19 protein-coding genes and 1 tRNA gene are annotated in these 26,218 nt (G+C 71.5%); 10 read left to right on the top strand and 10 right to left on the bottom strand.

Annotated features, from left to right (window positions below; genetic code table 11):
• Window positions 1-65: 65 nt before the first annotated feature.
• Window positions 66-1,568 (bottom strand): helix-turn-helix domain-containing protein, encoded by a 1,503-nt coding sequence (locus tag LUU90_RS21665; RefSeq protein ID WP_425596286.1) that lies wholly within the window; start codon window positions 1,566-1,568, stop codon window positions 66-68.
• 257 nt (window positions 1,569-1,825) lie between these two features.
• On the opposite strand from LUU90_RS21665, the gene aceA reads away from it, so the two are divergent.
• The 6 genes from aceA (at window position 1,826) to LUU90_RS21635 (ending at window position 12,572) form a co-directional block, all read left to right on the top strand.
• Window positions 1,826-3,175 (top strand): isocitrate lyase, encoded by a 1,350-nt coding sequence (gene aceA, locus LUU90_RS21660; protein WP_275006031.1) that lies wholly within the window; start codon window positions 1,826-1,828, stop codon window positions 3,173-3,175.
• Window positions 3,175-5,058, top strand: a complete 1,884-nt coding sequence (gene aceB / locus LUU90_RS21655) for a malate synthase A (protein ID WP_275006030.1) — start codon at window positions 3,175-3,177, stop codon at window positions 5,056-5,058. The genes aceA and aceB overlap by 1 nt, the downstream gene beginning before the upstream one ends.
• Window positions 5,059-5,386: 328 nt before the next feature.
• On the top strand, window positions 5,387-7,078 hold the full coding sequence (locus LUU90_RS21650) for a PHP domain-containing protein (protein WP_275006029.1): 1,692 nt from the start codon (window positions 5,387-5,389) through the stop codon (window positions 7,076-7,078).
• Between the two features lie 110 nt (window positions 7,079-7,188).
• Window positions 7,189-8,808 carry a M15 family metallopeptidase gene (locus LUU90_RS21645; RefSeq protein WP_275006028.1) on the top strand — a complete coding sequence of 540 codons (1,620 nt, stop codon included), beginning with the start codon at window positions 7,189-7,191 and terminating at the stop codon, window positions 8,806-8,808.
• A gap of 167 nt (window positions 8,809-8,975) precedes the next feature.
• On the top strand, window positions 8,976-11,684 hold the full coding sequence (locus tag LUU90_RS21640) for a S8 family serine peptidase (RefSeq protein ID WP_275006027.1): 2,709 nt from the start codon (window positions 8,976-8,978) through the stop codon (window positions 11,682-11,684).
• A 180-nt stretch (window positions 11,685-11,864) separates the two neighbouring features.
• Window positions 11,865-12,572, top strand: a complete 708-nt coding sequence (locus tag LUU90_RS21635; protein ID WP_275006026.1) for a hypothetical protein — start codon at window positions 11,865-11,867, stop codon at window positions 12,570-12,572.
• A gap of 75 nt (window positions 12,573-12,647) precedes the next feature.
• Here the strand turns inward: LUU90_RS21635 and lysA are convergent, their stop codons facing one another.
• The 4 genes from lysA to LUU90_RS21615 all read right to left on the bottom strand — a co-directional run bounded on the left by lysA (window position 12,648) and on the right by LUU90_RS21615 (window position 18,023).
• Window positions 12,648-14,012 carry a diaminopimelate decarboxylase gene (lysA, locus tag LUU90_RS21630; protein WP_275006025.1) on the bottom strand — a complete coding sequence of 455 codons (1,365 nt, stop codon included), beginning with the start codon at window positions 14,010-14,012 and terminating at the stop codon, window positions 12,648-12,650.
• The gene (gene argS / locus LUU90_RS21625) at window positions 14,009-15,670 is read right to left on the bottom strand and encodes an arginine--tRNA ligase (RefSeq protein ID WP_275006024.1); all 1,662 of its coding nucleotides are present in this window, start codon (window positions 15,668-15,670) and stop codon (window positions 14,009-14,011) included. The genes lysA and argS overlap by 4 nt, the downstream gene beginning before the upstream one ends.
• 125 nt (window positions 15,671-15,795) lie before the next feature.
• On the bottom strand, window positions 15,796-17,409 hold the full coding sequence (locus LUU90_RS21620; protein WP_275006023.1) for a hypothetical protein: 1,614 nt from the start codon (window positions 17,407-17,409) through the stop codon (window positions 15,796-15,798).
• On the bottom strand, window positions 17,409-18,023 hold the full coding sequence (locus tag LUU90_RS21615; RefSeq protein ID WP_275006022.1) for a SigE family RNA polymerase sigma factor: 615 nt from the start codon (window positions 18,021-18,023) through the stop codon (window positions 17,409-17,411). The genes LUU90_RS21620 and LUU90_RS21615 overlap by 1 nt, the downstream gene beginning before the upstream one ends.
• 219 nt (window positions 18,024-18,242) lie before the next feature.
• On the opposite strand from LUU90_RS21615, the gene LUU90_RS21610 reads away from it, so the two are divergent.
• Window positions 18,243-18,315 (top strand) — tRNA-Arg (locus LUU90_RS21610).
• A gap of 88 nt (window positions 18,316-18,403) precedes the next feature.
• Here the strand turns inward: LUU90_RS21610 and LUU90_RS21605 are convergent.
• Complete coding sequence (locus tag LUU90_RS21605; RefSeq protein WP_275006021.1) at window positions 18,404-19,303, bottom strand: LysR family transcriptional regulator; 900 nt, start codon at window positions 19,301-19,303, stop codon at window positions 18,404-18,406.
• A 122-nt stretch (window positions 19,304-19,425) separates the two neighbouring features.
• Here LUU90_RS21605 and LUU90_RS21600 point away from each other — a divergent pair, with 122 nt between their 5' ends.
• Entirely contained in the window at window positions 19,426-20,706 is a 1,281-nt protein-coding gene (locus LUU90_RS21600) for an MFS transporter (RefSeq protein WP_275006020.1), read from the top strand.
• On the opposite strand, the gene LUU90_RS21595 is transcribed toward LUU90_RS21600, so the two are convergent.
• Complete coding sequence (locus LUU90_RS21595) at window positions 20,619-21,221, bottom strand: TetR/AcrR family transcriptional regulator (protein ID WP_275006019.1); 603 nt, start codon at window positions 21,219-21,221, stop codon at window positions 20,619-20,621. The two genes, LUU90_RS21600 and LUU90_RS21595, sit on opposite strands and share 88 nt — an antisense overlap.
• 113 nt (window positions 21,222-21,334) lie before the next feature.
• On the opposite strand from LUU90_RS21595, the gene LUU90_RS21590 reads away from it, so the two are divergent.
• Window positions 21,335-21,895: an STM3941 family protein gene (locus LUU90_RS21590; RefSeq protein WP_275006018.1), complete on the top strand. Its 561-nt coding sequence runs from the start codon at window positions 21,335-21,337 to the stop codon at window positions 21,893-21,895.
• 95 nt (window positions 21,896-21,990) lie between these two features.
• Window positions 21,991-22,656 (top strand): CYTH domain-containing protein, encoded by a 666-nt coding sequence (locus LUU90_RS21585; protein WP_275006017.1) that lies wholly within the window; start codon window positions 21,991-21,993, stop codon window positions 22,654-22,656.
• 48 nt (window positions 22,657-22,704) lie between these two features.
• Here the strand turns inward: LUU90_RS21585 and LUU90_RS21580 are convergent, their stop codons facing one another.
• From LUU90_RS21580 to LUU90_RS21570, 3 genes are all read right to left on the bottom strand, one after another.
• The gene (locus LUU90_RS21580; protein ID WP_275006016.1) at window positions 22,705-23,637 is read right to left on the bottom strand and encodes a M15 family metallopeptidase; all 933 of its coding nucleotides are present in this window, start codon (window positions 23,635-23,637) and stop codon (window positions 22,705-22,707) included.
• 199 nt (window positions 23,638-23,836) lie between these two features.
• Window positions 23,837-24,883 carry a hemolysin family protein gene (locus LUU90_RS21575; protein WP_275006015.1) on the bottom strand — a complete coding sequence of 349 codons (1,047 nt, stop codon included), beginning with the start codon at window positions 24,881-24,883 and terminating at the stop codon, window positions 23,837-23,839.
• The coding region (locus LUU90_RS21570) for a hemolysin family protein (protein ID WP_275006014.1) at window positions 24,880-26,218 on the bottom strand (1,339 nt) is incomplete at its 5' end. The genes LUU90_RS21570 and LUU90_RS21575, both read right to left, overlap by 4 nt.

Genomic DNA, 26,218 nt, shown 5'->3' with positions numbered 1-26,218 from the left:
TCGGGCGCGTGCCGCACTCAGCCCTCGGGCGCGTGCCGCACTCAGTCCTCGGGCGCGTGCCGCACTCAGCCCTCGGGCGCGTGCCGCTCCAGGAACCGGTAGACCTCGGTCGTCTCCACCCCGGGGTACGCGCCCGAGGGCATCGCTGCCAGCATGGACGCGTGAGGCCGCGCGGAGGGCCAGGCGAAGTCGCCCCACTTCGCCGACAGCTCCTCCGGCGGACGTCGGCAGCACGACTCGTCGGGGCACCGCGACGCCGTACGGACCGTCGTCTCGCGGCCCTCGAACCACTTGACGTCGGCGAACGGCACGCCGACCGACACCGAGAACGCGCCGTCGGACGTGTTCTCCACGCGCGACGTGCACCAGTACGTGCCGGACGTCGTGTCGGTGTACTGCGCGTACGGGTTGAACCGGTCCTCGACGTCGAACACGCGCCGCGCCGTCCACTGCTTGCAGACGTGCTGCCCCTCGACGGCACCCAGCGCGTCCGAGGGGAACCGCACGCCGTCGTTCTCGTACGCCTTGTGGAGGATCCCCGACTCGTGGACCTTCATGAAGTGCACGGGGATGCCGAGGTGCCGGGTCGCGAGGTTCGTGAACCGGTGCGCCGCGGTCTCGAACGACACCCCGAAGGCATCGCGCAGGTCCTCGATGGCGATGGCGCGCTCGTCCTTGGCGTCCCGCAGGAACTTCACGCCCGGCTTCTCCGGGACCATGAGGGCTGCCGCCAAGTAGTTCGCCTCAACGCGCTGGCGCAGGAACTCGCCGTAGTCGGCCGGCTCGGTGTGGTCGAGCACGTGGGAGGCGAGCGCCTGGAGCAGCGCCGACCGGGTGTTGGAGCGACCGCGGAAACCCTTGGACGGCAGGTAGAGACGCCGGTTCCGCGTGTCGATCACGGAACGCGTGGAGTGCGGCAGGTCGCTCACGTAGTGCAGCGTGAAGCCGAGGTGCGCGGCGATCTCGGCCGCCATGCGCTGCGGCAGCGGGCCGGACGTGTGCCCGACGTCCGCGAGCAGCTCTTTCGCGACCTGCTCCAGCTCCGGCAGGTAGTTGTCCTTGGTGCGCATGTCGTAGCGGAGCTCACCGTTCGCCCGGCGCGCCTCCTCCGGCGTGGCCGCGCGCTCGGTGTGCAGCCGTTCGAGCTCACGGTGCAGCGCCAGGATGGTCGAGAGCGCGTCGTGAGGCAGTGACTTGCCGATCCGCACGCCCTCGATCCCGAGCGAGGCGAACAGCGGGCCGCGCTGCACGCGCTCCAGCTCGATCTCGAGCGCGTCGCGCTCCGACAGCGCCTCCGCCGAGAGCAGGTCGTCCACGCCGACCCCGAGCGCCCGCGCGATGGCCTGCAGCTGCGAGAACTTGGGTTCCCGCTTGCCGTTCTCCAGCGTGCTGACCTGCGACGGCGCCCGGTCTATCGCCGAGGCGAGGTCGTCGAGCGTCATGCCCCTGCTGGTGCGCAGGTGCCGGATCCGCCGACCGATGGTGAGGGCATCCGGCTCGGCCTCTGGCCCGCCGTCCGCCGATGCGTCCGGCTGACCCGGGACCTGGCCGAGCGCCTGACCGGGCACCCGGCCGCGGGGCCTGCCCGTTGTCCGGGCTGCGCCGTTCTGCGTAGGACGCGAAGAAGTCGCGTTTCGCGCGGTTCTGCGATCGCCAGTGGTTCCTGCCATGCCTGAGGGTGACATACGGAGATGCTTCCGTTCAACAGAAGAACTCGAATTCTTCTACTCAGATCTCCTTGAGAAGAGGGTTGCGCAGGGCAGAAGGTCGTAACACGTCACCCGGAGGGCCCGGTGACGACGTTCCACCGAGAAGGAGACCCGCCATGAGCGCACCCACCATCGATTCCACGTCTGAGGCAGCTGTGTCCGCGACGACCGCGTCGAGGCCCGTGCGCACCGGCGACCAGGTGCAGACGGCCGCCGAGCTGCAGCAGTCCTGGGAGTCCGACCCTCGCTGGGCCGGCATCGAGCGCAGCTACACCGCCGAGGACGTCGTCGCCCTGCGCGGCTCGGTCGGCGAGGAGAGCACGCTCGCCCGCCGCGGCGCCGAGCGCCTCTGGCGCCAGCTGCACGAGGAGGACTACATCAACGCCCTCGGGGCGCTGACCGGGAACCAGGCGGTGCAGCAGGTCAAGGCCGGCCTGCAGGCCATCTACCTGTCCGGCTGGCAGGTCGCCGGTGACGCGAACCTCTCGGGCCAGACCTACCCCGACCAGTCGCTGTACCCGGCCAACTCGGTGCCCGCGGTGGTCCGTCGCATCAACAACGCGCTCCTGCGCGCCGACCAGATCGACGTGTCGGAGAACGGCACCCCGACCCGCGACTGGCTGGCCCCGATCGTGGCCGACGCCGAGGCCGGCTTCGGCGGCCCCCTCAACGCGTACGAGCTGATGAAGTCGATGATCCAGTCGGGTGCCGCCGGCGTGCACTGGGAGGACCAGCTCGCCTCGGAGAAGAAGTGCGGCCACCTCGGTGGCAAGGTGCTCGTCCCGACGCAGCAGCACGTGCGCACGCTGAACGCGGCCCGCCTCGCGGCCGACGTCGCCGACGTGCCGTCCATCGTGATCGCCCGGACCGACGCCGAGGCCGCGACCCTGATCACGTCCGACGTCGACGAGCGCGACCTCCCGTTCATCACCGGCGAGCGCACCAACGAGGGCTTCTACAAGGTGACGAACGGCATCGAGCCGTGCATCGCGCGGGCCAAGGCCTACGCGCCCTACTCCGACCTGATCTGGATGGAGACCGGGACGCCCGACCTCGAGCTCGCCCGCAAGTTCGCCGAGGCCGTCAAGGCCGACTTCCCCGACCAGATGCTGAGCTACAACTGCTCGCCGTCGTTCAACTGGAAGAAGCACCTGGACGACGACACGATCGCGAAGTTCCAGCGCGAGCTGGGCGCCATGGGCTTCAAGTTCCAGTTCATCACCCTGGCCGGCTTCCACGCGCTGAACTACTCGATGTTCGACCTGGCCCACGGCTACGCCCGCGAGCAGATGACCGCGTACGTGGAGCTGCAGGAGAAGGAGTTCGCCGCCGAGTCGCGTGGCTACACCGCCACCAAGCACCAGCGCGAGGTCGGCACCGGCTACTTCGACCGCGTGGCGACGGCGCTCAACCCGGACTCCGCCACCACCGCCCTGGCCGGTTCCACCGAGGCGGCGCAGTTCTGATGACCGCGACCATCGACACCCGCCCGCAGGGCGCCAACCCCTTCGACCCGGACGCCGGGCTCGCCGGGATCGGCACTCCACCAGCGTCACGCGCGGCTTCCACCGCCCCGACGGGCGCCGTGCCGCGGCCGTCCGCCCCGACGCCGTCCGTCCCGACGCCGTCCGAACAGCGGGCCCGCCGTTCCGCACCGAGCTCCCTGCCGAACGGCGGGGTGGGCGCCTCGCGGACCGGTGCCCGCCGCGGCGTCATCACCGTGACCGGCTCCGTCGGCCCGCGGTACGGCGAGATCCTGAGCACTGACGCGCTCCAGTTCCTCGCCATGCTCCATGACCGGTTCGACGCCGCCCGCGATGAGCTGATCGCGCAGCGCCAGCTGCGCCGTCAGGACATCGCGGACGGCAGCGACCCCGACTTCCGGGCCTCGACCCGGCCGGTGCGCGACGACCCGCACTGGCGGGTCGCCGGATCTCGCCGGGCACCCGGCCTGGAGGACCGCCGCGTGGAGATCACGGGTCCGACCGACCCGAAGATGACCATCAACGCGCTCAACTCCGGCGCCCGGTGCTGGCTGGCCGACGCCGAGGACGCGTCCAGCCCGACGTGGCCCAACGTGGTGGAGGGGCAGCTCGCGCTGCACGACGCCATCCGCGGCTCGCTCAGCTTCACCAACGAGGCGGGCAAGGAGTACACGCTGCGGTCCGCGGACATCGTCGACCTCCCGACGATCGTGTTCCGTCCGCGCGGCTGGCACCTCGACGAGGCGCACCTGCGGTACACGGACGCGAACGGGATCACGAGCAGCGCCCTGGGCAGCCTCGTGGACTTCGGGCTCTACTTCTTCCACAACGCCGCCGAGCTGATCGCCCGTGGCAGGGGCCCGTACTTCTACCTGCCCAAGCTGGAGGGCTACAAGGAGGCGCGGCTGTGGAACGAGGTGTTCGAGGTCGCGCAGGACGCGCTCGGTATCCCCCGCGGGACGATCCGCGCCACCGTGCTCATCGAGACGCTGCCCGCGGCGTTCGAGATGGAGGAGATCCTCTACGAGCTGCGTGATCACTGCGCCGGGCTCAACGCCGGTCGCTGGGACTACCTGTTCTCGGTGATCAAGTGCTTCCGCACCCGCGGTGACTCGTACGTGCTGCCGGACCGCGCACAGGTCACCATGACCGCACCCTTCATGCGCGCCTACACCGAGCTGCTCGTCGCCACGTGCCACAAGCGCGGGGCGCACGCCATCGGCGGCATGAGCGCGTTCATCCCGGACCGCCGTAACCCGGAGGTCACCCGCCAGGCCTTCCAGCAGGTCGCCGCGGACAAGAAGCGTGAGGCCGGGGACGGCTTCGACGGCACCTGGGTGGCCCACCCCGACCTGATCCCGGTGGCCGAGGCCGAGTTCGACGCGGTGCTGGGTGACGCGCCCAACCAGGTCTCCCGCCAGCGACCCGACGTCGCCGTGGGCCAGCACGAGCTGCTCGACGTCGCCTCCGCGCGCCGTGCCGGGGCGACGGTGACCTCGGCCGGACTGCGGTCGAACGTCTCGGTGGCCGTCCGCTACATCGACGCCTGGCTGCGCGGTACCGGAGCCGCGGCGCTCGACAACCTGATGGAGGACGCCGCCACGGCCGAGATCTCCCGGTCGCAGGTGTGGCAGTGGATCGCCTCGGGCACCGTGACCCACGACGACCGGCTCCCGGTGACGCGGGAACGGGTCGAGACGATCCTGCTCGACGTCGTCGCCTCGCTGCCGTCCGAACCCGGCAGCCGGCTCGAGGACGCGGCGGCGATCTTCCGCCAGGTCGCCCTCCAGGACGACTTCCCGGCGTTCCTGACGAGCCCCGCCTACCAGGCGTACCTGGTCGACTCGCCGGCCGACCAGGTCTGAGTTCCTCCCTCAGTCCGCCCACCCAGCTGCCCGACGCCGCGCCGGTTGCCGTTCTCTCTCTCCGGCCCCACCACCCCAGGGGTCCTACCGGCCGGCGTCGGGTGTTGTCCTTGGTCTTGAGCGGTCCACTTCTCTTCGAGGTCAAGGTTCCTCCGTTCTGAACCGTTTCAGAACGGAGGAACTTAGACCTCGAAAGAGGGGGATCTGGCGTCAGCGGGAGCCAGGGACTCGACGGACGGCCGACAGGTGCCGGACGTCCCGCGTTCATCCGCGCGCCTCCGAACGGCGCGACCCTGTGGCGTCACCATGCTCTGCCGCAGGAGGAACCATGTCCCACCCGTTCCGCGCCACTGATCTGCCTGCCTGGGCGGACCCGTCAGTCCCCGCCTCGTCGCTGGACCCGCAAGGCGCGTCACGCCGCACCTTCCTGCGTCTCGGCATGGCAGGCGGGCTGGCCCTCGCCGCCGGCACCAACGCCGGCACCGCCGCGCGCGCCACCACCGCCAGCGCCACCACCGCCGCCGCGGGCCGTCCCGGGGACCCGCGCCTCGCGTGGCTCGTCGGCGACCACCACGTGCACTCGCGCTACAGCCACGACGCCAAGTACGACTTCGACCAGCTCGCCAGGAAGGGCGCGGAACTCGGCCTGGACTGGATGGTGTTCACCGAGCACAGCAACCACGGTCACCGCGCCAAGGGAGCCGCGGCCGAGCACGCGGAGATCATGGCCGCGCGGGCACGCAACCCGCGCCAGCTGATCTTCCAGGGCCTGGAGTGGTACATCCCTGCCGCCGAGCACGGCACCGTGTTCGCCGCACCGGGCCCGTACGAGGTCGAGCTGCTGCGCGAGTTCGAGCGCCGGTGGGACGCCAAGCTCAACGGCTGGGACGCCGACCTGCCCGAGAACGAACAGCGCGCGGTGGAGGCGCTGCGGTGGCTCGCCGCGCAGAAGGCGAACGGCTACGTCGACGACGTCCTGGTGCTGGCCAACCACCCGTCCCGGCTCGGCATCGACTCCCCGCACGAGATCCGGGCATGGCGCGACGCCGCGCGCGGCGTCCTCATCGGCATGGAGGGTGCGCCGGGCGCCCAGGGGGACGCGGATCCCGCCTGGGTCGCCTACCGCGGCAGCACCCGGGCACAACGGGGCGAGTACAACAACGCCCCACGTCCGGACTCTTTCTCCGGCTACCCGGTCGAGTCGTACCGGACCTTCGGCGGCTACGACTGGATGACCGCCACCGTAGGCGGCCTGTGGGACGCGATCCTGGCCGAGGGCACCCTGTTCTCGATCACCTCCAACTCCGACAACCACCGCACCATCTGGGACACGTGGCGCGACGGCGACATGCCGCCCGGGGAGAGCTTCGACTCCCTGGGCTGGAAGCCGTCCCCCGTCGACACCGGGACGCCCCAGCCGGGGAGCGACTTCTGGCCCGGTGAGTTCAGCCGCACGCACGTCGGGGTGACGCGGCACGGCTACCTCGACGTCATGGACGGCCTGCGCCGCGGCCGGGTCTGGGTGGACCACGGGCACCTCGTCGACGGCCTCGACGTCCGGCTGGTCGGCGCCCGGGGAGGTCGCGGCACCGGCACGACGCTCGGCGGCAGGCTCAGCGTGGAGCGCGGGACCTCGGTGGAACTGATCATCAAGGTACGCAGCGCCCACCGGCCCAACCCGCACGGGGTGCTCCCCCGGCTCGCGCACCTCGACGTGATCCGGGGCGCCGTCACCGGACGCGCGACCGACCGGGACAGCTGGCGGGCGCCCGAGACACGCGTGGTCGAACAGATCGACACGAGCAACCGGTCCGGCACGTACACCCTGCGCGTCCCGCTCGGGCGCGTCACCGAGTCCTGCTACATCCGTCTGCGGGGCAGCGACGGCAACCGCCACGGTGCCGGGTATCTCGGAGCCTCGATCGACCCGGCGGGTCCCCTGCCCCACGCCGACAACGACGGCGATCCGTGGGCGGACACCTGGCTCTACACGAACCCGATCTACATCGACGTGCGATAGCCGGGGCCTGTGGCGCCGAACGCCCGAACACGCACAAAACCGGCTGTTGCAAGTCGCGTCAGTATCGCTACCCTGGGCGTTCTTTCCGCTGCGCAAGGGGGCGTCGAACAGTGACCGAAGGGCAGAGCACACAGCCGACGGACGGGCACCGGCCGGGTGCGGCATTCCTCCGCGACCAGGGTGTCCGGCTCCGCCGGGCCGCGAGAAGCCGGTACGCACGGAACGCCTGGACCGGCGCCGTCGCCCTGGCAGTGACCGGTGGGGTGCTGGTCAGCGCGTCGGCGAGCGTGCCGACGTCGGACACGACGACGTCCGGACCTGCTTCGTCCAGCGCGGCCGGCACGACGGCGTCGGACGCCGGACACTCCCCTGCCCGGGCGAGCGGCTCGAGCCAGGACGAAAGCGAGACCGGCACCGCGGGCGTCACCGTCGGCCAGGTGCTGGCCGTGCTGGACCGCGCCGAGCGGCAGCTGCGGCAGAGCTCGGCGGTCCGCCCGCACGTGGCGCAGGCCGCGGCCGAGCTCGGCATGCTCTACACGACGTACCAGGCCCAGCAGCTCGCGCTCGCCGAAGCCGACGAGCCGCTGCGGGTCGAGACCGCCCCCACCGCGGGGAAGGTACGTGCTCCGGCGCCGGACGACGGCGCGGCGTCGGCCACCCGGGTGTCGCGGGTAGTGACCGAAGAGCCTGGGCACGGTCCTGGTGACGCGCCTGCGCATACCCACGGCGGAGGGCAAGCGTCCGGCTACGTCACCTTCGACGAGGTGGCCGTCGCCGCGATGCGGCTCGCCAACATGCTCGATCCGACGTCGCCCACCGCACTCGTCGAGACGCTGCCGAGCACCGAACCGTCGCTGCGCCGGAGCCTCCTGGAGACGGTGGCGGCCTATGGCGACTCCACCGCCGGCTACGCGAACGGCCGCATCCCGGCCGACGTGCTGTGCCCGCTGCCGTTCGCAGCCGGACACCTGCTGCGCTGCGACGCGGCCGAGCGGCTCATCGCGCTCGACGAACGGTTCGAGAGGGAGTTCGGGTACCCGATCCCGCTCACGGACTCGTACCGCTCCTATGCGACGCAGGTAGCGGTCAGGGGCACCAAGCCCCACCTCGCGGCCATCCCCGGTACGTCAAACCACGGCTGGGGCCTCGCGATCGACCTCGGCGACCCCCTCGCCGGCGGCAGCTCCCCGGAGTACGTCTGGCTCCGGCTCCACGCTCCCGACTACGGCTGGGACAACCCCTCGTGGGCCAGGCTGGGCGGCGCGAAGCCTGAGCCGTGGCACTTCGAGTTCTTCGCAGCGGGCTCGATCCCGAACCGGGCGATCGACCCGTCCGACGTCGGGACGTGGGTGTCCGCTGCGCCAGCCTCGCCGGACGACGCCGACCGCCCGGCCGCCCTCCCCGCCTCCGCACGCACCCCGGGCGCGGGGAACGCGCCGTCCGGCCGCGCGGACGTCCCCGCGGACGGCGGTGACGCGCCGCGCGACGGAGCGGGCGGCAGCGGCCGCGCCCCCGCCTCGGGAGACAGCTCGGCTCCGAAGCCGACCGACCCGCCCCCTCCCGCGCGGCCGGCGCCCTCGAAGCCCGCGCCGTCGGACCCACCGACGGAGGAGCCCGGTGCCCCGGTCGACCCCGACACCGGCGTGGTCGGAGCGGTGGTAGAGGGCACCGTCGAGCTGGTGGACGGAACGCTCGGCGGTGTGGTCGGCGGCCTGCTCGGAGCCGGCTGAGCGGGCGCCGCACGTCAGCACGAGGTTCGCGGGACGCCAAGAAATCACCCCGGCTGCCCGTCCGTCTCTTCCCCGCACGGAAGTGCTCCTCTACAGTCTGGCGAGTCACACTTTCTTCACATAAGGGGTCGCCCGGGTCGTGGTGGCCTCCGGAACGGGGAACACGGATGAATCGCAACAGGTACCTCGGAGCGCTCGCCGCGCTCGCACTGACGGCCGGAGGTGTCACCGCCCAGGGCGTTGCCGCCCAGGGAGCACCGGCCGAAGGAATCAGCGCCATCGACCCGGTAGCGCCGGTGCACGAGATCCCGAGCTCCGTCGACACCACGCTGGTCAACGAGACCAAGGGCTCGTGGTTCGTCGAGCTGGAGAGCGAGCCGGCGTCGGCCGGCACGGACGCCAAGACCCTGACCGCCGAACGCGAGGACTTCCGCGCGGCCGCGAAGGACGCAGGCGTCGACTACTCGGTCCGGCGCACGTTCCACACCCTGTTCAACGGCTACTCCATCGACATGGACTCGACCCAGCTCGGGCGGCTGCAGCGCACCGAGGGCGTCAAGGCGATCTACCCCATGACGCAGGTCGAGATCCCGGAGACGCGCGCCGGCAACGAACCGGACCTCGCCACGGCGCTCGGCATGACGGGTGCGGACATCGCGCAGAACGAGCTCGGCCTGACGGGCGAGGGCGTGAAGGTCGCCGTCATGGACTCGGGTATCGACATCGACCACCCGGACCTGGGCGGCCCCGGCTTCCCGAACGACCGCGTGATCGCGGGCTACGACCTGGTCGGTGACGACTACAACGCCGGTTCGAGCGACCCGGACCGGCGGGTCCCGCGTCCCGACGCCGTGCCGGACGACTGCCAGGGCCATGGCACCCACGTGGCCGGCATCGTCGGCGCGGACGCCGAGGGCCGGGACGACGGGGTCACGGGCGTGGCACCCGGCGTCTCCCTCGGGGCGTACCGCGTGTTCGGCTGTGAGGGCTCCACCGACGCGGACATCATGATCGCGGCCATGGAGCGCGCCCTGGCCGACGACATGGACGTGCTGAACATGTCCATCGGCTCGGCCTTCTCGTGGCCCTCGTACCCGACCGCCACCGCGAGCGACCGGCTCGTCGACCGCGGTATGGTCGTCGTCGCCTCGATCGGCAACTCGGGTGCGTCGGGCCTGTACTCGGCCGGCGCCCCCGGCCTCGGCGAGAAGGTCATCGGGGTCGCGTCGTTCGACAACACGCACGTCACCGCGCGCTCCGTCGTCGCGAACCCTTCGGGCACGGCCGTGCCGTACCTGGGACTGGGCAACGTGGCCGACCCGCCCACCGAGGGCACCACCGACCCGCTGGTCGACGCCGGAACCGTCTGCCCCAGCGTCGGCATCCCGCTGGAGGCCGACGTCGCGGGCAGGACCGCGCTCATCGCACGCGGTTCGTGCTCCTTCGAGGAGAAGTACGCGACGGTGGTCGAAGCAGGTGCCACCGCCGTCGTGATCTACAACTCGAGCCCTGGACTGTTCTCCGGCGGCGGTGTGGTGGACCGCGACGTCCCGGGTATCGGCATCCCGCAGGCGGAGGGCAAGGCACTCGCGGCCGAGCTCGCCGCAGGCACCGAGGTGACGCTCACGTGGACCGCCGAGGAGGTGTCCACGCCGAGCCCGACCGGCGGCCTGATCAGCTCGTTCAGCTCGTACGGCCTGTCGCCCGACCTGGCTCTCAAGCCCGACATCGGCGCACCCGGCGGCAACATCAACTCGACCCTGCCGCTCGAGCAAGGGGGCCATGGGGTCAACTCCGGCACGTCGATGGCATCGCCGCACGTCGCCGGAGCGGTCGCCCTGCTGCTCGAGTCGAACCCACGCCTGCGCGCGTCGCAGGTCCGGGACGTCCTGCAGAACAGCGCCGACCCCGCCACGTGGTCCGGCGCCCCGGCAGCCGGGTACCTCGACAACGCGCACCGGCAGGGCGCGGGCATGCTGGACATCCCGGGCGTCGTGCAGGCCGGTGCCACCGTGCGGCCCGCGAAGCTCTCCCTCGGCGAGAGCGACACCAGGACCGGCGCCACGTCCAGGTGGGTGACGGTGCGCAACACGACCCGTGAGACGGTCACGTACACCGTGTCGCACGCCCCCGCGCTCGCGACGTTCGGCGACACCTTCGCACCGTCGTTCGCCGACACGTACGCGGACGTCACGTTCAGCCGCGAGTCGGTGACGCTGCGGCCCGGCCGCTCCGCCACGGTGGGCGTCACGGTCACCGCGCCCGAGGCGACGGACGCCGACCAGCTCATCTACGGCGGCTACGTCGTGGTCACGGCCGACGACGGCACCTCCTACTCGGTGCCGTACGCCGGGTACGCCGGCGACTACCAGGCCATCGACCCGATCACGCCGGTCATGTCCGGCGGTGAGGTGGTGGCCGATCTGCCGTCGGTCGCGAGCATCACCGCATGCGCCGAGTTCATCAACCTCGACTGCATCGACCCGCAGGGCGACTACGAGCTGGTGCCCGACGGCGCCACGTACACCCTCGGCACCGTGAACGGGCTGCCCGACGTCCCGTACACGCTGGTCCACTTCCAGCACCAGGTCGAGAAGCTGCAGGTCACGGTGCTCGACGCCAGGACGGGCCGCCCGGTGGACCGCCGCGGCGCGTACGCCGTCGATGTGACGGGCGCGGAGCGGAACGAGACAGCAGGCGGGTTCACCGCCTACGCGTGGGACGGCTCGTACACGACGCTCCGCGGTGACACGAAGCGCGTGCCCGACGGCGACTACGTGCTCTCGCTCAAGGCACTGAAGGCCGACGGTGAGCCCTGGAACTCCGACCACTGGGAGACCTGGACCTCACCGACGATCACCATCGACCGGCCGTAGCGGTCCGGTGGTCGGCGCTGCTCGGTAGGGCGCGTCGGCCACCGTCACCCCGTGGTCCCGGCCCTCGCCGGTCGCTCTCCATGGGCGAGCGGCGAGGGCCGCGGTACGCACCGGGGTGAACTTTCTGCAATCAGTACTTTTTCGGGCTTTTCACCGGTTTTCTGCCAGTACGTTGCCCGCATGTCCGACGACGAGCGCGCGCGTCCCGCCGCTGAGCTGAACCCGTCCCCCGAGCCCGACCCGGCGCCCGCCGCGCCGGTGGGCGTACTACCGGCCGAGACCGAGGCCGCACCCACCGCTGCGACGGCAGCAGCACCTGCACCGGAGCCGGAGCCCGTGCCGGCACCGGCCCCAGCCCCAGCCTCGGCCCCGGCACCTGTGAAGGAACCCGGCAAGGCCGCGGCCTTCGTCAGGGCCAACGTCGCGGTGATCGTGCTCGCGGTGCTGCTCGTCGGCGCCATCGTCTGGGGAGTGCTCGGCACGGTCTCGGCGGGCGACTGGGAGTCGCGCGCCACGTCGCTCTCGGCCGAGCTGACGAGCACCGAGAAGAGCCTCGCCGACGCCGAGGCGGCGATCGACGACCTGGAGACTGCCCGGTCCCGCGCCGAGGCCACCGCTACCGCCTGTGTCGGTGCGATCGACGACGCGGACGCGATGCTCGACGTCTCCGCGAAGCTGGACGACAAGACCGTCACCTACGTCGCCGGGCTGAACGACTTCATCGCCGCGGTCAACGCGCGCGACGTCGCGGCGGTCGAGACGATCGGCGCGGAGATGGACAAGCTCACCGTGCAGATCGAGGACCTGTCCGCTGAGATCGAGAAGCACATCGACGCCTACGGCGACTCCGCCGAGGGCTGCCACGTCGACGACGCGCAGAACGTCTGACCCGGAGCACCTGCTGACCGCGTCGGGCTCGACCCAACGCGTCCGGCTCCGGGCAGAGGCCCGGAGCCGGACGTGTCAGCCCAGGTCGAGACCCAGCAGATCGTCCTCGGTCTCGCGACGGACGAGCACGCGCGAGGCGCCGTCGGACACCGCGACGACCGGCGGGCGCGGCAGCATGTTGTAGTTCGACGCCATGGAGCGGCCGTAGGCACCCGTCGCGGCGACCGCGAGCAGGTCACCGGCCCGCACGTCCGCGGGGAGCTGCACCTCGTGCACGACGATGTCACCCGACTCGCAGTGCTTGCCCACCACGCGCGCCAGCATGCTCTCGGCCGAGGATGACCGTCCGACGATCTCCGCGTGATACGCCGCCCCGTACAGGGCCGGGCGGATGTTGTCGCTCATGCCGCCGTCGACGGACACGTAGGTTCGTGTGAAGTCCGCGCCGCCGTCGCTCGACACCGTGACCGGCTTGACCGTGCCGACCGTGTAGAGCGTGACGCCGGCAGGGCCGACGATCGCCCGGCCGGGCTCGATGGAGAATCGCGGCAGGCCGGTACCCAGCTCCTGGCACACCGCGCTCACCGACTGCGCGATGTCCTTCGCGACCCGCTCCGGGTCGAGCGCGACGTCACCCGGCAGGTAGGCGATGCCGTAGCCACCGCCGAGATCGACCTCGTCGACCAGGAGGCCGGACCGCTCCGCCAGGTCGGCCCGCAGCCGCAGCACCACGCGTGCGGCGGCCTCGAACCCGTCGGGATCGATGATCTGCGAGCCGATGTGCGAGTGGATGCCCAGCAGCTTCAGCTCGGGGTGCTTCAGCACCGCCAGCAGCGCCGCCATCGCGGGGCTCTCGGCACCCTCCCTCGCGGGGTTCACCGAGAGCCCGAACTTCTGGTCCTCGTGAGCCGTCGCGATGTACTCGTGCCCGCCCGCGTGCACTCCGGTGGTCACGCGGACCATCACCGGCGCCACGACTCCGCGTTCCGCCGCGAGGCGCGCCACCCGCTCGATCTCGACCAGCGAGTCCACGATGATGCGGCCGACGCCGGCGTCGAGAGCCCGCCGGATCTCGGCGTCCGACTTGTTGTTGCCGTGCAGGCCGATCTCCGCGCCCGGCACCTCGGCACGCAGCGCGATCGCGAGCTCGCCGCCCGACGCCGTGTCGACCCGCAGCCCCTCCTCGCGGGCCCAGCGGGCGACGGCCACGGTGAGCAGCGCCTTCCCCGCGTAGTACACGTCCACGCCGGCTCCGACGGCACCGAACGCCGCCTCGAACGCCGTGCGGTACGCGCGGGCACGCATGCGGAAGTCGGCCTCGTCCAGGACGTACGCGGGCGTGCCGTGCTCGGCGGCGAGGTCCCGGACGTCCACACCGCCGACGACCAGTGCGCCGTCCGTCTGCCGCCCGGTGCCGGACGGCCAGGGTGCGCCCGTCACATCCGCTCCGGTGCGCTCACGCCCAGCAGGTCCAGGCCGTTGGCGAGGACGGTACGGACCGCGTCGTTCAGCCACAGGCGTGCGCGGTGCGCGTCCGTGACCTCCTCGTCCGGGTACGGGGTGACGCGCAGCTTCTCGTCGTCGTTGTACCAGGCGTGGAAGTCACCGGCCAGGGCCTCGAGGTAGCGGGCCACGCGGTGCGGCTCGCGCAGCTCGGCGGCCTGCGCCACGATCCGCGGGAACTCGGTGAGCCGCCCGATCAGCGCCGTCTCCGAGGCGTGCGACAGCTGCGCGGGGTCGAACCCGTCCACGCGGCGCACGCCGCGCTCGACGGCCTTGATCCCGATCTGGACCGTACGGCTGTGCGCGTACTGCACGTAGAAGACGGGGTTGTCGTTGGACTGCTTGATCATGTCCTCGCCCTGCAGCTCCAGCGGCGAGTCCGCGGGGTAGCGGGCCAGTGAGTAGCGCACGGCGTCCTTGCCGATCCAGTCGACCAGGTCACGCAGCTCAATGATGTTGCCGGCGCGCTTGGACAACTTGGCCCCGCCGACGTTGACGAGCTGCCCGATCAGCACCTCGATGTTCGACTCCGGGTCGTCCCCCGCGCAGGCCGCGATGGCCTTGAGACGGTTGACGTACCCGTGGTGGTCGGCACCCAGCAGGTAGATCTTGCCGGGGAACCCGCGGTCCTTCTTGGACAGGTAGTACGCGGCATCGGCGGCGAAGTACGTGGGCTCGCCGTTCGCCCGGATCATCACGCGGTCCTTGTCGTCCGTGAAGTCCGTGGTGCGCAGCCAGACCGCGCCCTCCTTGTCGAACACGTGCCCCTGCTCGCGCAGCCGGGACACCGCCTTCTCGACGGCACCCGAGTCGTGCAGCTCGCGCTCCGAGAACCAGACGTCGAAGTGCACGCCGAAGTTCGCCAGCACCTCGCGGATCTCCGCGAGCTGGTGCTTGTAGCCCGCCTCGCGGGCGACCGCGATCGCCTCGTCGCGCGGCAGCTCCGGCAGGTCCGGCCGGTCGGCGAGCACCTTGGCGGCCAGCTCGTTGACGTACTCGCCGCGGTAACCACCCTCGGGCACCTCGGTGCCCGTCGCGCGCGCCAGGATGGACTCGCCGAAGCGGTCCATCTGCGCGCCGGCGTCGTTGATGTAGTACTCGGCGGCCACCTCGGCGCCCGCCGCGCGCAGGATGCGCCCCAGCGAGTCGCCCAGAGCGGCCCAGCGGGTGTGGCCGATGTGCAGCGGACCGGTCGGGTTGGCGCTGATGTACTCCAGGTTGATCACCTGGCCGGCCAGGGCCTCGCCGCGGCCGTACGCCTCGCCGGCCTCGACGATGGTGCGCGCCAGCTCACCGGCCGTCGCGGCGTCGAGCGTGATGTTGAGGAACCCGGGGCCTGCGACGCCCACGGACTTGATGCCCGGTGTCGCCCCCAGGCGAGCGGCCAGGTCCTCGGCGAGCGCCCGCGGCGTCGTGCCCGCCTTCTTCGCGAGCTGCAGAGCCACGTTGGTGGCCCAGTCTCCGTGCTCTCGCTGCCGGGGTCGCTCCACGTGGACCGACGCCGGGACGGCGTCGGCGGGCAGGGCGAGTGTGCCGTCGGCAACGGCCGCGGCAAGGGCAGCACTGAGTGCTTCGGAGAGCTGGGTAGGTGTCACGCATCGATTCTACGGGCGAGCGGAGGCACCGGGCCCGCGCTTTCCACAGGCCGGGAACGGGCGGTCCGACGCCGACCGGTGCACCTGGGGTGCACGGGCCGGCGTCGGGCAGGATCAGGACGAGGTCAGGGCGAGGTCAGACCGGCCGCGTCCAGCGACGCGACGATCTGCCACCACCTTTCCTCGGTCGCCCCCGGGCCCTCGTACCGGACCTCGAACGCCTTGCGCCCGTCGGCCGTCAGGTGGAAGGTGGCGCGCCCCAGGACGGTCGGTTCACCGGTCTCGGTGCTGGTCTCCACGGCCACGGTCCCCCGTGCCGTACCGGGCGGCTCGTACCGGTACCCGTTCTCATCGAGGTCGACGGGCTGGTCGTGCGCCTCCAGGTCCCAGAGGGAGATCGACAGCTCCTCCCAGGAGTCCGCGGAGCTGCTGTTCCAGATCCCCCACGTCCCGTCCTCGCTCTTCAGCTCCTCCGGCAGCCTCAGGTGCAGGCCCTCGAACGTGACCGGCTCCCAGCCCGGCGGCGGGTCCGGCAGCAGCGGGCCCACAGGGTCCAGGTCGTCGTAGGCAGTGGCACCCGCCTTCGACGCCGTGGTGAAGCCGAGGCTGCCGAGGGTCGCTGCAAGGTGGTCGTCGAGGTCGCCCGCACCGGGGTAACCGAACAGGTTCACCATGTAGCTCCGGCCACCCGCGCGGCGCACCTCGATGTAGGCCCGGTACTCGCCGTCGAAGCGCTCGATCAGGACGGTCGACACGTCGGCGTCCGCCAGCTCGAAGCGATAGAAGTCGGGGAGCTCGAGATCACCGCCCGACTCGTGGTTCTCCAGCCTGTCGGTCACGGAGAGCTGTACCTCCGCGCTGCCGTCCGGCCGTTGCAGGAGCAGCGTGTCCGCCGGATGCTCCGCGTCCTGCCCACCGACCGCCGTCCAGTCCTCGGGTGCCGCGTACGTCAGGCCGTGGAACTCGGCCTGCTCCCAGCTCTGCGGCACGTCGGCCGACTCGATGGGCGGCAGGTTCTCCTGGACGGTCTGCGACGGGTTGTCCGGCTCGGCGAACTCCTCGTCCACGCTCACCGTGCGAACGAGCCGTTCGAAGGTGTCCTGCGGCGTGGCGTCCTCCGTCAGGCTCATGGTCAGGCGAACCACCGTTCCGTCGCCGCGCTCGACGTCAAGCTCACCCACGAAGTCGCCGTCTCCCGTCCCCCGCTCCCAGAACCCCGGTACGGCGACGTCCCCCGCCAGGTACCAGGACCAGCGAGCGGTCACGGCTCCGGGTACGTCGACCTCGGACACCGGGTTCCCGATCTGCTCACCGGCGAGCGGCGCGTCCTCGGCAGGCGCCACGGCGACCCACGACGGCGCGTACGCGTTCTGGCTCGTGTCCTCGTCGTCCGGGATCACCGGGTCGATCCCCCACATCGGGTCTCCCGTGGTGGTGAACTCCTCGTAGCCGTCCGGCACCTCGAAGACCAGGCCGTCCGAGCGGACCTCGGCCCCGTCCGGCGAGTGCACCCACGGCAGGAATGCCGGAAGCGCCGGCCGCTCGACGAACCAGATCGTCCCCACCGCGCCCAGGGCCACCACCGCAACGCCCACAGCGCCCCCGATCACGCCTCGACGCGTGCGCTCGCGGCGGATCGCACGCCGTGCCATCACCTCACCATCGATCCCGTCCACGGGCCCGACCCGGCCCGCGGCGTCGTGGATCAGCTTCACCAGGGTGTCGTTCTGCTCCGTCATCACTTCGCCTCCTTCCGCGATGTGTTGCCCGAGGCGTCCCGCGAGATGGCCTCGCTCGTCGCCGGCACCGCTCGTGGGTGTCCCGTGCCGAGAACCCGCCGCAGCCGGTCGAGGCCCCGTGACGCACCCGACTTCACGGCGCCCACGGAGATCCCGAGGTCCTCGGCCGTCTGCTTCTCGGTGCGGTCCAGCAGGTAGCGCAGGACGACGACACGCCGCTGCCCTGCCGGGAGCTGCCGCAGCGCCGCCACCAGCTCGTCGCGGTCGACGAGGTGCTGTGTGCCGTCCGGCGCGGCACCAGGGCGAAGATCGGCCGGGTCTACCAGGACGTCTCTCCTGGTCCGGCGCCAGGAGTCGATTCGCGCCGTGGCGATCACCCGCCGGGCGTAGGCGAACGGGTCGCCGTCGCCCACCCGGTTCCAGGCCCGGTACGTCCGCTCCAGCGCGAGCTGCACCAGGTCGGCGGCCCGATGCACGTCGCCGCACAACAGGTAGGCGATGCGGGACAGCTCGGGTGACCGCTCCTTGGCGAAGCTCGTGAACCGGTCGGCCGGGCTCCCCGTGGTCACCACGACCGCACGCGGTTCGTCCAGGACTGTCGCGTCGTCACTCACGTGCCCACCCCTGTTCCTCGTCACCTGCGGACACGTCCGCACGCCGGACGGGTCGGACTCTTCGTCGATTCACGGCACACAGACGCACGCGACCGAAGGAAGGTTGCCTGGTGAGCGCAGGCGATGCTCGTCACGGATATCGATGCACGCCCCTGGCCCGGTACCTGGTAGTCTCGTTTCGGCCGATACGGTGGGCATCAGTTCCTCGACGTCGGCCATGCGCCTGTAGCTCAGTGGATAGAGCATCTGCCTCCGGAGCAGAAGGTCGGGGGTTCGAATCCCTTCAGGCGCACCGATAGCCCACAACCAGGCACAGCCCGGTTGTGGGCTTTCTGTTGTCCGGGTGCCCCCGGTCACGGCCGGCTAACTCGAGCGCGCGCTCACACCGTCGTGACCACTGCGGCCTCGACCGCGTCCGCGAACTGGCGGATCCGCGAGCTCTCGCGGTCGGCTCGCCAGACGAGCCCCAGCGCCGAGTCGGGCAGGCCGTCAACCGGGACGAACCGGATGTCGGACCGCTGGTTGTACACGGCCATCGCGGCACAGACGATCATTCCCGCCTGGCTGGAAGCGACCTGCGAGAGCCCTTCCTGGACGGTGCTCGCCCCGCCTCTCGTCCGAATCTCGGCCCCGCCGGGTGTCGCCCGCAGCGAGTGCACGCGACGCCAGTACCTGGGCGCCGGCCCAAGCACAGGCACGAGCGTGACCTCTGCCAGTCGCTCCGCGGAGATCGTGTCGAGGGACGCGAACGAATGGTCCGCCGAGACCGCCAGTGTCTGAGGCTGCCTGGAGAACACCAGCCCCGTCGTCAGCTCGGGCTCCTCGACGGGCAGCAGGACCACCGCGGCGTCGATCCGCCGAGCCAGCACGTCGCTGAACGGGTCGCCGAGAGGCAGTTCCTTGAGCTGCACGGACACGCTCGGATGCTCAAGCTGGAACTGAGCGATCGCTCTCGCTATCGAGTCGTAGACGGCGCCCTGGAACCCCACCCGGATCGGCGTCGGCATCGTGCCGGCCCGCGCCTGCGCCTCCTCGATGACGTCGACGAGTGCTCGGTGGGCCGGCGCCAGCGACGCGAGGAACTCGGCACCGAACTCCGTAAGGCGCACCCGGCGGCTCGTGCGTGCGACGAGGCTCGCTCCGATACGCCGCTCCAGCGCCTTGAGCAGCTGGCTGACCCGGCTCTGCGAGATGAACAGCCGTTCCCCGGTCCGACCGAAGTGCAGCTCCTCCGCCAGCACGAGGAAACACTCGATCTCCCGCGCCGGAAGGTCTGACATGCCTACCTCCGCACCGTGAGCATGAACCAGCAGGCCGAGCGTAGCCCATCGATAAATCTGGCTAATGGTGCGATGCCGAGTTCACCGTTGATCGCACGCCCACCGGACACTTCGCTGGGCACATGCCCTCCGTCGCACCTGTGACCCCTGCCCGCCCACACCCCGCACCACCGCCGGGCTCGCCGGACACGAACCGCTGGGGCGCCGTCACCCTGATCGCACTGGCCGTCTTCATCGTCGTCGCCGCCGAAATGATGCCCGTCGGTCTCCTCACACCGATCGGTACCTCCCTGGCCGAGAGCGAGGGGACCATCGGCCTCTCACTGACCATCACCGGATTGGTGGCCGCGGTCACCGCCCCGTTCGTCCCGGTCCTCACCGGAAGGATCGACAGGCGCACGGCTCTCGTCGTCCTGATGTTCTTGGTGGGGGCGTCCAACGTCCTCACGGCCGTCGCGACGAGCTTTGCCGTCATGTCAGCGGGCCGCGTGCTGCTCGGCGTCAGCATGGGTGGCGTCTGGGCACTCGCCGCGAGCCTGGCGCCACGCCTGGTGACCGCCAGATCCGTCCCGACGGCAACGGCCATCGTCTTCAGTGGAATCGCTGTCGCCTCGGTGATCGGCGTGCCGGTCGGCACCTACGTCGGCGCGATCGCGGGGTGGCCCGCCGCCTTCTGGTCGCTCGCCGTGGCCGCGACCGGAGTGGCCCTGGCGATGACCGCCGTCCTCCCCAGCATGCCGCCCGCCGCGCCCCTCCCGCTGCGCGTCCTCGCGAGCGCCGTCGGTCACCCGAGGGTCCTGGGCGGGCTGGCGATCACCGCGTTCCTGGTGACCGCGCACTTCGCCGCCTACACCTATGTCAGGCCCGCCCTCGAGTCCTTCGCCGGGCTGAACGCCTCGCGGATCGCGGCGATCCTCCTGCTCTACGGCGTCCTCGGCATCGTCGGCAACTTCGTCGCCGGCTTGACGGCGACGCACGCCCCGACAGTCGTGGTCGGCATCCTGTCGCTGGGGATAGCGGCGGCGCTCGCCCTGATGCCCTCCGTGGCGACCACAGCGGCTGCCGCCGCAGTCCTCATGGCCGTCTGGGGGCTGTTGTACGGGGGCGTGTCCGTCAGCACCCAGACCTGGTTCGCGCACGCCGTGCCCGCTCAGCGGGAGGCAGCCTCCGCCCTGTGGGTCAGCGCCTTCAACGCGAGCATCGCCCTCGGCGCGTTCACCGGTGGCCAGGTCTACGACAGGACCGGTCCCCAGTTCCTCTTCTGGGTGACGGCGGGAATCGCCGCCGTCGCACTGCTGGTGGCCGTGGCCGGGAGTCAGCTGCCGCCGACCCGGAACCCCAGTGTGCGAAGCACCCGCCAGAAGTACTCGGAGACCTCCTCGAACGTCACGTCGTCGGGGTAGTTCGTGAGGTGGACCGCCACCGCACCCGTGAGCAGGGCCTGGACCATCTCGACGTCGGCGTCCGCAGGCAGCTGACCGTTTTCCCGAGCCCGGACCACCAGATCGTGGACGCTCTGGTCGCGCGAGCCGTCGCTCGCCTCACGGAAGGCCGCCCACAGCTTCGGGTGCTCGCGCGGCACCGACATCATGCGGCGCAGCAGGGTGCGCGCCCGGGGCTCGCTCAGACCGGCCGACCACGTGGCAACCAGGTCGGCGGGGCTCGGCCGGTCGGGGACCTGGAAGGAGACGAGCACCGCTGCTTCGTTCGCCACGAGTGCGGCGACCGCGAGCTCGTCACGGGTCGCGTACCGGCGGTAGACGGTGGTGCGCGCCACCCCCGCGCGCTTCGCCGCCTGCTCGATGCTCACGCCCTCGACGCCCGACTCGGCGATCAGGTCGAGTGCGGCCGTCAGCACGGCGTTGTCCGCTTCCACGTTGCGCGGTCTTCCCGGCGGCCGGCGCTGTTCGGTCCTCACCCCGAAACGATACGTGGGTGTAGCGAATCGAAACGGTAGAGCCCGGCGTCGAGCCCGCCGACGCCGTCAGCATCGGCTACCGATTCGTTATCTCGTGCCGATAGTGTCCCGGTATGCCTGATGAGTCCGTGGACTTCTACCCGTCCCGTGCGCACGTCCTCACGCTCATCCTGACGGCGCTCGCACTCGTGGTCATGTGCGCGGTCGGCGCACGCCTCGGCTTCGACGTCGCGCAGACCAGCGGCTCACCGGCCGCTCTCGTCGTCGTGTCGACGAGCGCCATCGGCGTGCTGGTCTTCACCGGCCTGGGGCTCCTCGTGGTGCGCCGCCTGCTGCTGCCCACCTGGCCGGTGCTCACGCTCGACGGCGACGGCCTCACCGACTGGCTGCCCAACCTCGGCGTCGAGCAGGTGCTCTGGTCGGAGGTCACCGGCGTCCGCAAGGCGCGCCTGGTCTTCCGGCAGGTGCTCGCCGTGGACGTCACCGACCCGCGGGCGGTGGTCACGCGCCAGCGGACGTTCGTCCGGCGCATCGCCGCCTCGGCCAACATCGCACTGGTCGGCACACCCGTCGTGCTGAAGCCGGCAGGCATCGCCGGCCGCCCCGAGGAGATCACGGCGGCCCTGAGCGAGTTCGTCGCCGGCCGCGCCCCTCACGCCGAGCCGGTTGCGTAGACTTCTTGAATCATCCGCGGACAAGCGTCTGCGGAACGGCACGTACGAGAAGCACCTACCGAGCATCAGCTGCCGAGCATCGCGAGGGACCTCACATGAGCGACGATCGCTTCGACCAGCCTGCCCCGGCCGACTCCGACCGCGGCTACGCCGACTTCGAGTTCGAGCGCCGGTTCTTCGTGCGCGACCTCCCGGCCGAGCTCCGGGACGCGCCGGCCCTCATCGTCCAGTCGTACTTCCTGGCCGACGACGGATACGCCCTCCGGGTCCGCGTCCAGGCCGGTGACGTCGACGTCTATCTGACCGCCGACACCGACCCGGCGGAGGTCCTCCGGGCGCACACCGCGGACATCGACTTCGCCGCGGTCACCGTGAAGGGGCCGGCGGTCGGCGGCACCCGGTACGAGGCGGAGCGGGAGCTGGACCCGAGCGTCGGCGTCGAGCTGGTCCGGCGCGGTGGCGCACCGATCGTCAAGGTCCGCTACGCCGTGTGGCTCGGGGCGGACGGCTGGTCGATCGACGTCTTCGGGGGCGCCAACCACCCGCTCGTGGTGGCCGAGTGCGAACGCTCCGGGCCGGTCACGGGCCTGCAGATCCCGGACTTCTGCGTCACCGAGATCACCGACGACCGCCGGTTCTCGAACGAGTCGCTCGCCATGGAGCCCTACAGCGCGTGGGCGCCGTCGTTCGCCGCCGAGCTCGCGAGCGACGGGCCGGTGTTCCGCCAGGACTTCGGCCCGAACACGCACCTGCGCTTCTGACGCACGCGGACCCGCGCTGGGGGCCCGCCCCGGGGCCCCAGCAGGGTGCTAGCCGTGCCACTCACCCTTCTCGACGACGCCGGACACGAACTCCCAGTGCCACGGCTCGTACTTGCTGCCGCCGAGCTGCGCCCACGAGGGGTTCTGCCAGCCGTAGGACGGCGCGTTGGCCCAGAGCCACGAGAAGACCTCGCTGTCGCCCGTCTCCTTCGAGCAGAGGTCGATCGCGAGGCCCCACCCGTGCATCGACGTGCCGGGCGACGCGGCGAAGTACCCGCGGGAGGCCTTGAGCTCGTACTGCGTGGCCAGGTCGCGGTAGCTCGCCACGAGGCACATCTCCCGCCCGAACGACGCGCGGAACGCCTCGTTGAGCGCGCTGAGCGACATCGCGGCGTCGGGCCGCAGGTACTCCCCGGCCTGCCACAGCTCGCACAGCGAGTGGTCGGCGAGCGCACCGTTGGTGCCCTCCACGGGCGCGTTGACGTCGCAGCTCGGCAGCGGGCTCCGGTCGAGCGAGCGGCTGGCGGCCGACACCGGACGGGTGATCGCCTCGGCGCGCACCACGGAGTGGGAGGTCTCCGGACGTTCTACGGGCTGCGTCACGAGGTCCAGCACGTTCGGGCCGGTGTGCGGCGCCTCGACGTCGAACGGGGACTCACCGGACTGCGCGGTGCCCTGCACGAACGGCGCCGCGATGGTCGCGGCGGCGAGCGTGCCGATCACCGTCGCCCTGGAGATGAAGCGCTGCCCGGCCGGGACGGAGGACGTCGCCCTCGCGGGCCGGGCGATGGCGCCGGTGACCACCTGGTCGAACGAGGTGGAGCTCCGCGTCGCCACGGGACGGGTCGCCTGGGCCGGCGCCGGCCGGGTTCGCACGCCCTGCGGCCGCGTTCCCTGGGCCCGTGCTGCCTGAGCCCGCGTTCCGTGCGTACGAAGGGCCTGGGCCTGCTGCTCCGCCTCGCGCCGGGCACGGCGCGTCATGGGCGCAGGCTGCAGGCTCGTCACAGCCGTGGACTCCACTGGTCCTCCGTCGTCGAGTGTCCGCGGCCCCTCGCGGTGTGCATGTCGCACGTGACATTAACCGGGCCCGGCCCGCCTGCCAACCCCCACTGGTGAATCGCACGACCTCCGCATGGCGTGATCACTACCTGTTCATGCCTCCTGAACAGCCTCGATGGCCTCAACGGCGCTGCATGGCGTCGCGCACCTCGCCGACGAGCTCCTCCAGGATGTCCTCGAGGAACACGACGCCGAGGACCTGACCCTCCGCTCCCTCGACCCGCGCGAGGTGCGATCCGGAACGCTGCATGACCCGCAGCGCGTCCTCGACCTCGTCCTCCGGCGCGACGGCGGCCAGCGCCCGGACCCGCCAGACGGCCACGGGCTCGAACCGGTCCGGGCCGGTCGCGTACAGCACGTCCTTGAGGTGCAGGTACCCGACCAGCTCGTCGCCGTCCTCACCGCGGGTCACCATGGGGAACCGGCTGAAGCCGTGCTTGGACACCAGCCGCTCGACGTCGTCGGGCGTGCTGGTCTCGTCGACGGCCACCAGGCCGTCGACCGGCACCATGACCTCTCGCGCGGTGCGGTTGGAGAACTCGATGGCCCCCGTCAGGAGGCCCTGCTCGTCGCGCAGCACCCCCTCGGCCTGTGAGTGCTCCACGATGGACTGCACCTCCTCGGCGGTGAACGCCGAGGCGACCTCGTCCTTGGGCTCGACACCCGCGAGGCGCACGGCGTGGTTCGCGATCCAGTTCAGGGCACCGATGAGCGGACGGAGCACCCGGCCGAGGACCACCAGCGGCGGCCCGAACCACAGGACCGCCTTGTCCGGGCCGGATACCGCGAGGTTCTTCGGCACCATCTCGCCGAGCACCACGTGCAGGTACACGACCAGGGACAGTGCGATGACCAGCGCTATCGGATGGGTGAGCTCGTCGCTCACGCCGATGCTGTGCAGCGGCCCCTCGAGGAGGTGCGCGAGCGCGGGTTCCGCCACGATGCCGAGGCCGGTGGAGCAGACGGTCACGCCCAGCTGGGCGCAGGCCAGCATGAGCGACACGTGCTCCATCGCCCACAGGACCGTGACGGCCCGCCGGTCCCCCGCCGCGGCGAGCGGCTCGATGGCGCTGCGCCGCGCGGAGATGACGGCGAACTCGGCGCCGACGAAGAACGCGTTGCCCGCCAGCAGCACCAGGCCGATGACGAGTGCGGTGGTGGTGCTCATCGGCTCGCTCCCTTCTCGCTGCGCGGACGGTTCTCGCTGCGCGGACGGTCGGCCCGGACACGGTCGCTCCGGAGCCGGTCGGTACGGAGCCTGTCGTCGCCGGGCGGGTCGTCGTGTGGCAGCGGGCGGACCCGGACCCGCTCGACGCGGCGGCCGTCCATGGCCTCCACCCGGAGGGTCACGCGGGCCAGCGCGTTGCCCACGGTGACCTCGTCGCCGACGGCGGGCATGCGGCCGAGCTCGGCCATCAGGAGGCCACCGAGCGTCTCGTACGCGGCTCCCTCCGGAACCTCGATACCCGTGTACTCGTCGAGCTCGTCCGGGCGCAGCACGCCCGGCACTATCCACGAGCCGTCGGCAGCCCGGGCCGCGCCCGCCCGCCGGGGGTCGTGCTCGTCCGCGACGTCGCCCACCAGCTCCTCGACGACGTCCTCCAGGGTGACCACGCCGGAGGTGCCGCCGTACTCGTCGACGACCACCGCCATCTGCAGGCCGAACCCGCGCAGCTCCACGAGCAGCGGGCCCAGGCGCACCGTCTCGGGGACGCGCGGTGCGTCCACCATGAGGGCGGCCGCCGGCACCTCGCCCCGGCGATCGTGCGGCACACCCACAGCGCGCCGCAGGTGCACCAGGCCGACGACGTCGTCCCGGTCCTCCCCGATCACCGGGAACCGCGAGTGCCCGGTGCGGCGGGCGAGCGACACGACGTCGGCCGCCGTCGCGTCCCGGTCCAGCACCGACATGCGCAGACGGTCGGTCATGACGTCACGCGCGCTGAGCGTGTCCAGCTCGATCGAGTTGGTCAGGAGCGTCGCGACGGACTCCTCGAGCGTGCCCTCCTCGGCCGAGCGGCGCACCAGCGAGGCCAGCTCGGACGCGGACCGGGCCCCGGACAGCTCCTCGCGCGGCTCCACGCCCATGCGGCGCAGCAGGGCGTTGGCGGAGCCGTTCAGCACCGTGATGAGCGGCTTGAAGGTGATGGTGAACACCCGCTGCACCGGCACGACGAGACGCGCGGTGGCCAGGGGCGTCGAGAGCGCGAAGTTCTTGGGGATCAGCTCGCCGCACACCATGGAGAACACGTTCACCAGCACGATGGCGAGGACCCCCGCGAGGCCCGCGGAGACGGCGGTCGGCACGGACGCCTGGCCGAACCCGGCCGACAGGAGGGAGTTCAGCGCCGGCTGGGCGGTGTAGCCCAGCAGGATCGTGGTCAAGGTGATGCCGACCTGGGCGGAGCTCAGCTCGGTGGAGAGATGGCGCAGTGCGGTGCGCACGCTGCGGTCCCGCACGCTCTGGCCGAGTACCGGCCGGGCAGCGGGGGTGGGACGGGGG

It is taken from the genome of Promicromonospora iranensis (assembly GCF_028994775.1).
Lineage (GTDB): Bacteria > Actinomycetota > Actinomycetes > Actinomycetales > Cellulomonadaceae > Promicromonospora > Promicromonospora iranensis_A.
This window is presented reverse-complemented; position numbering and strand designations above follow the sequence as displayed.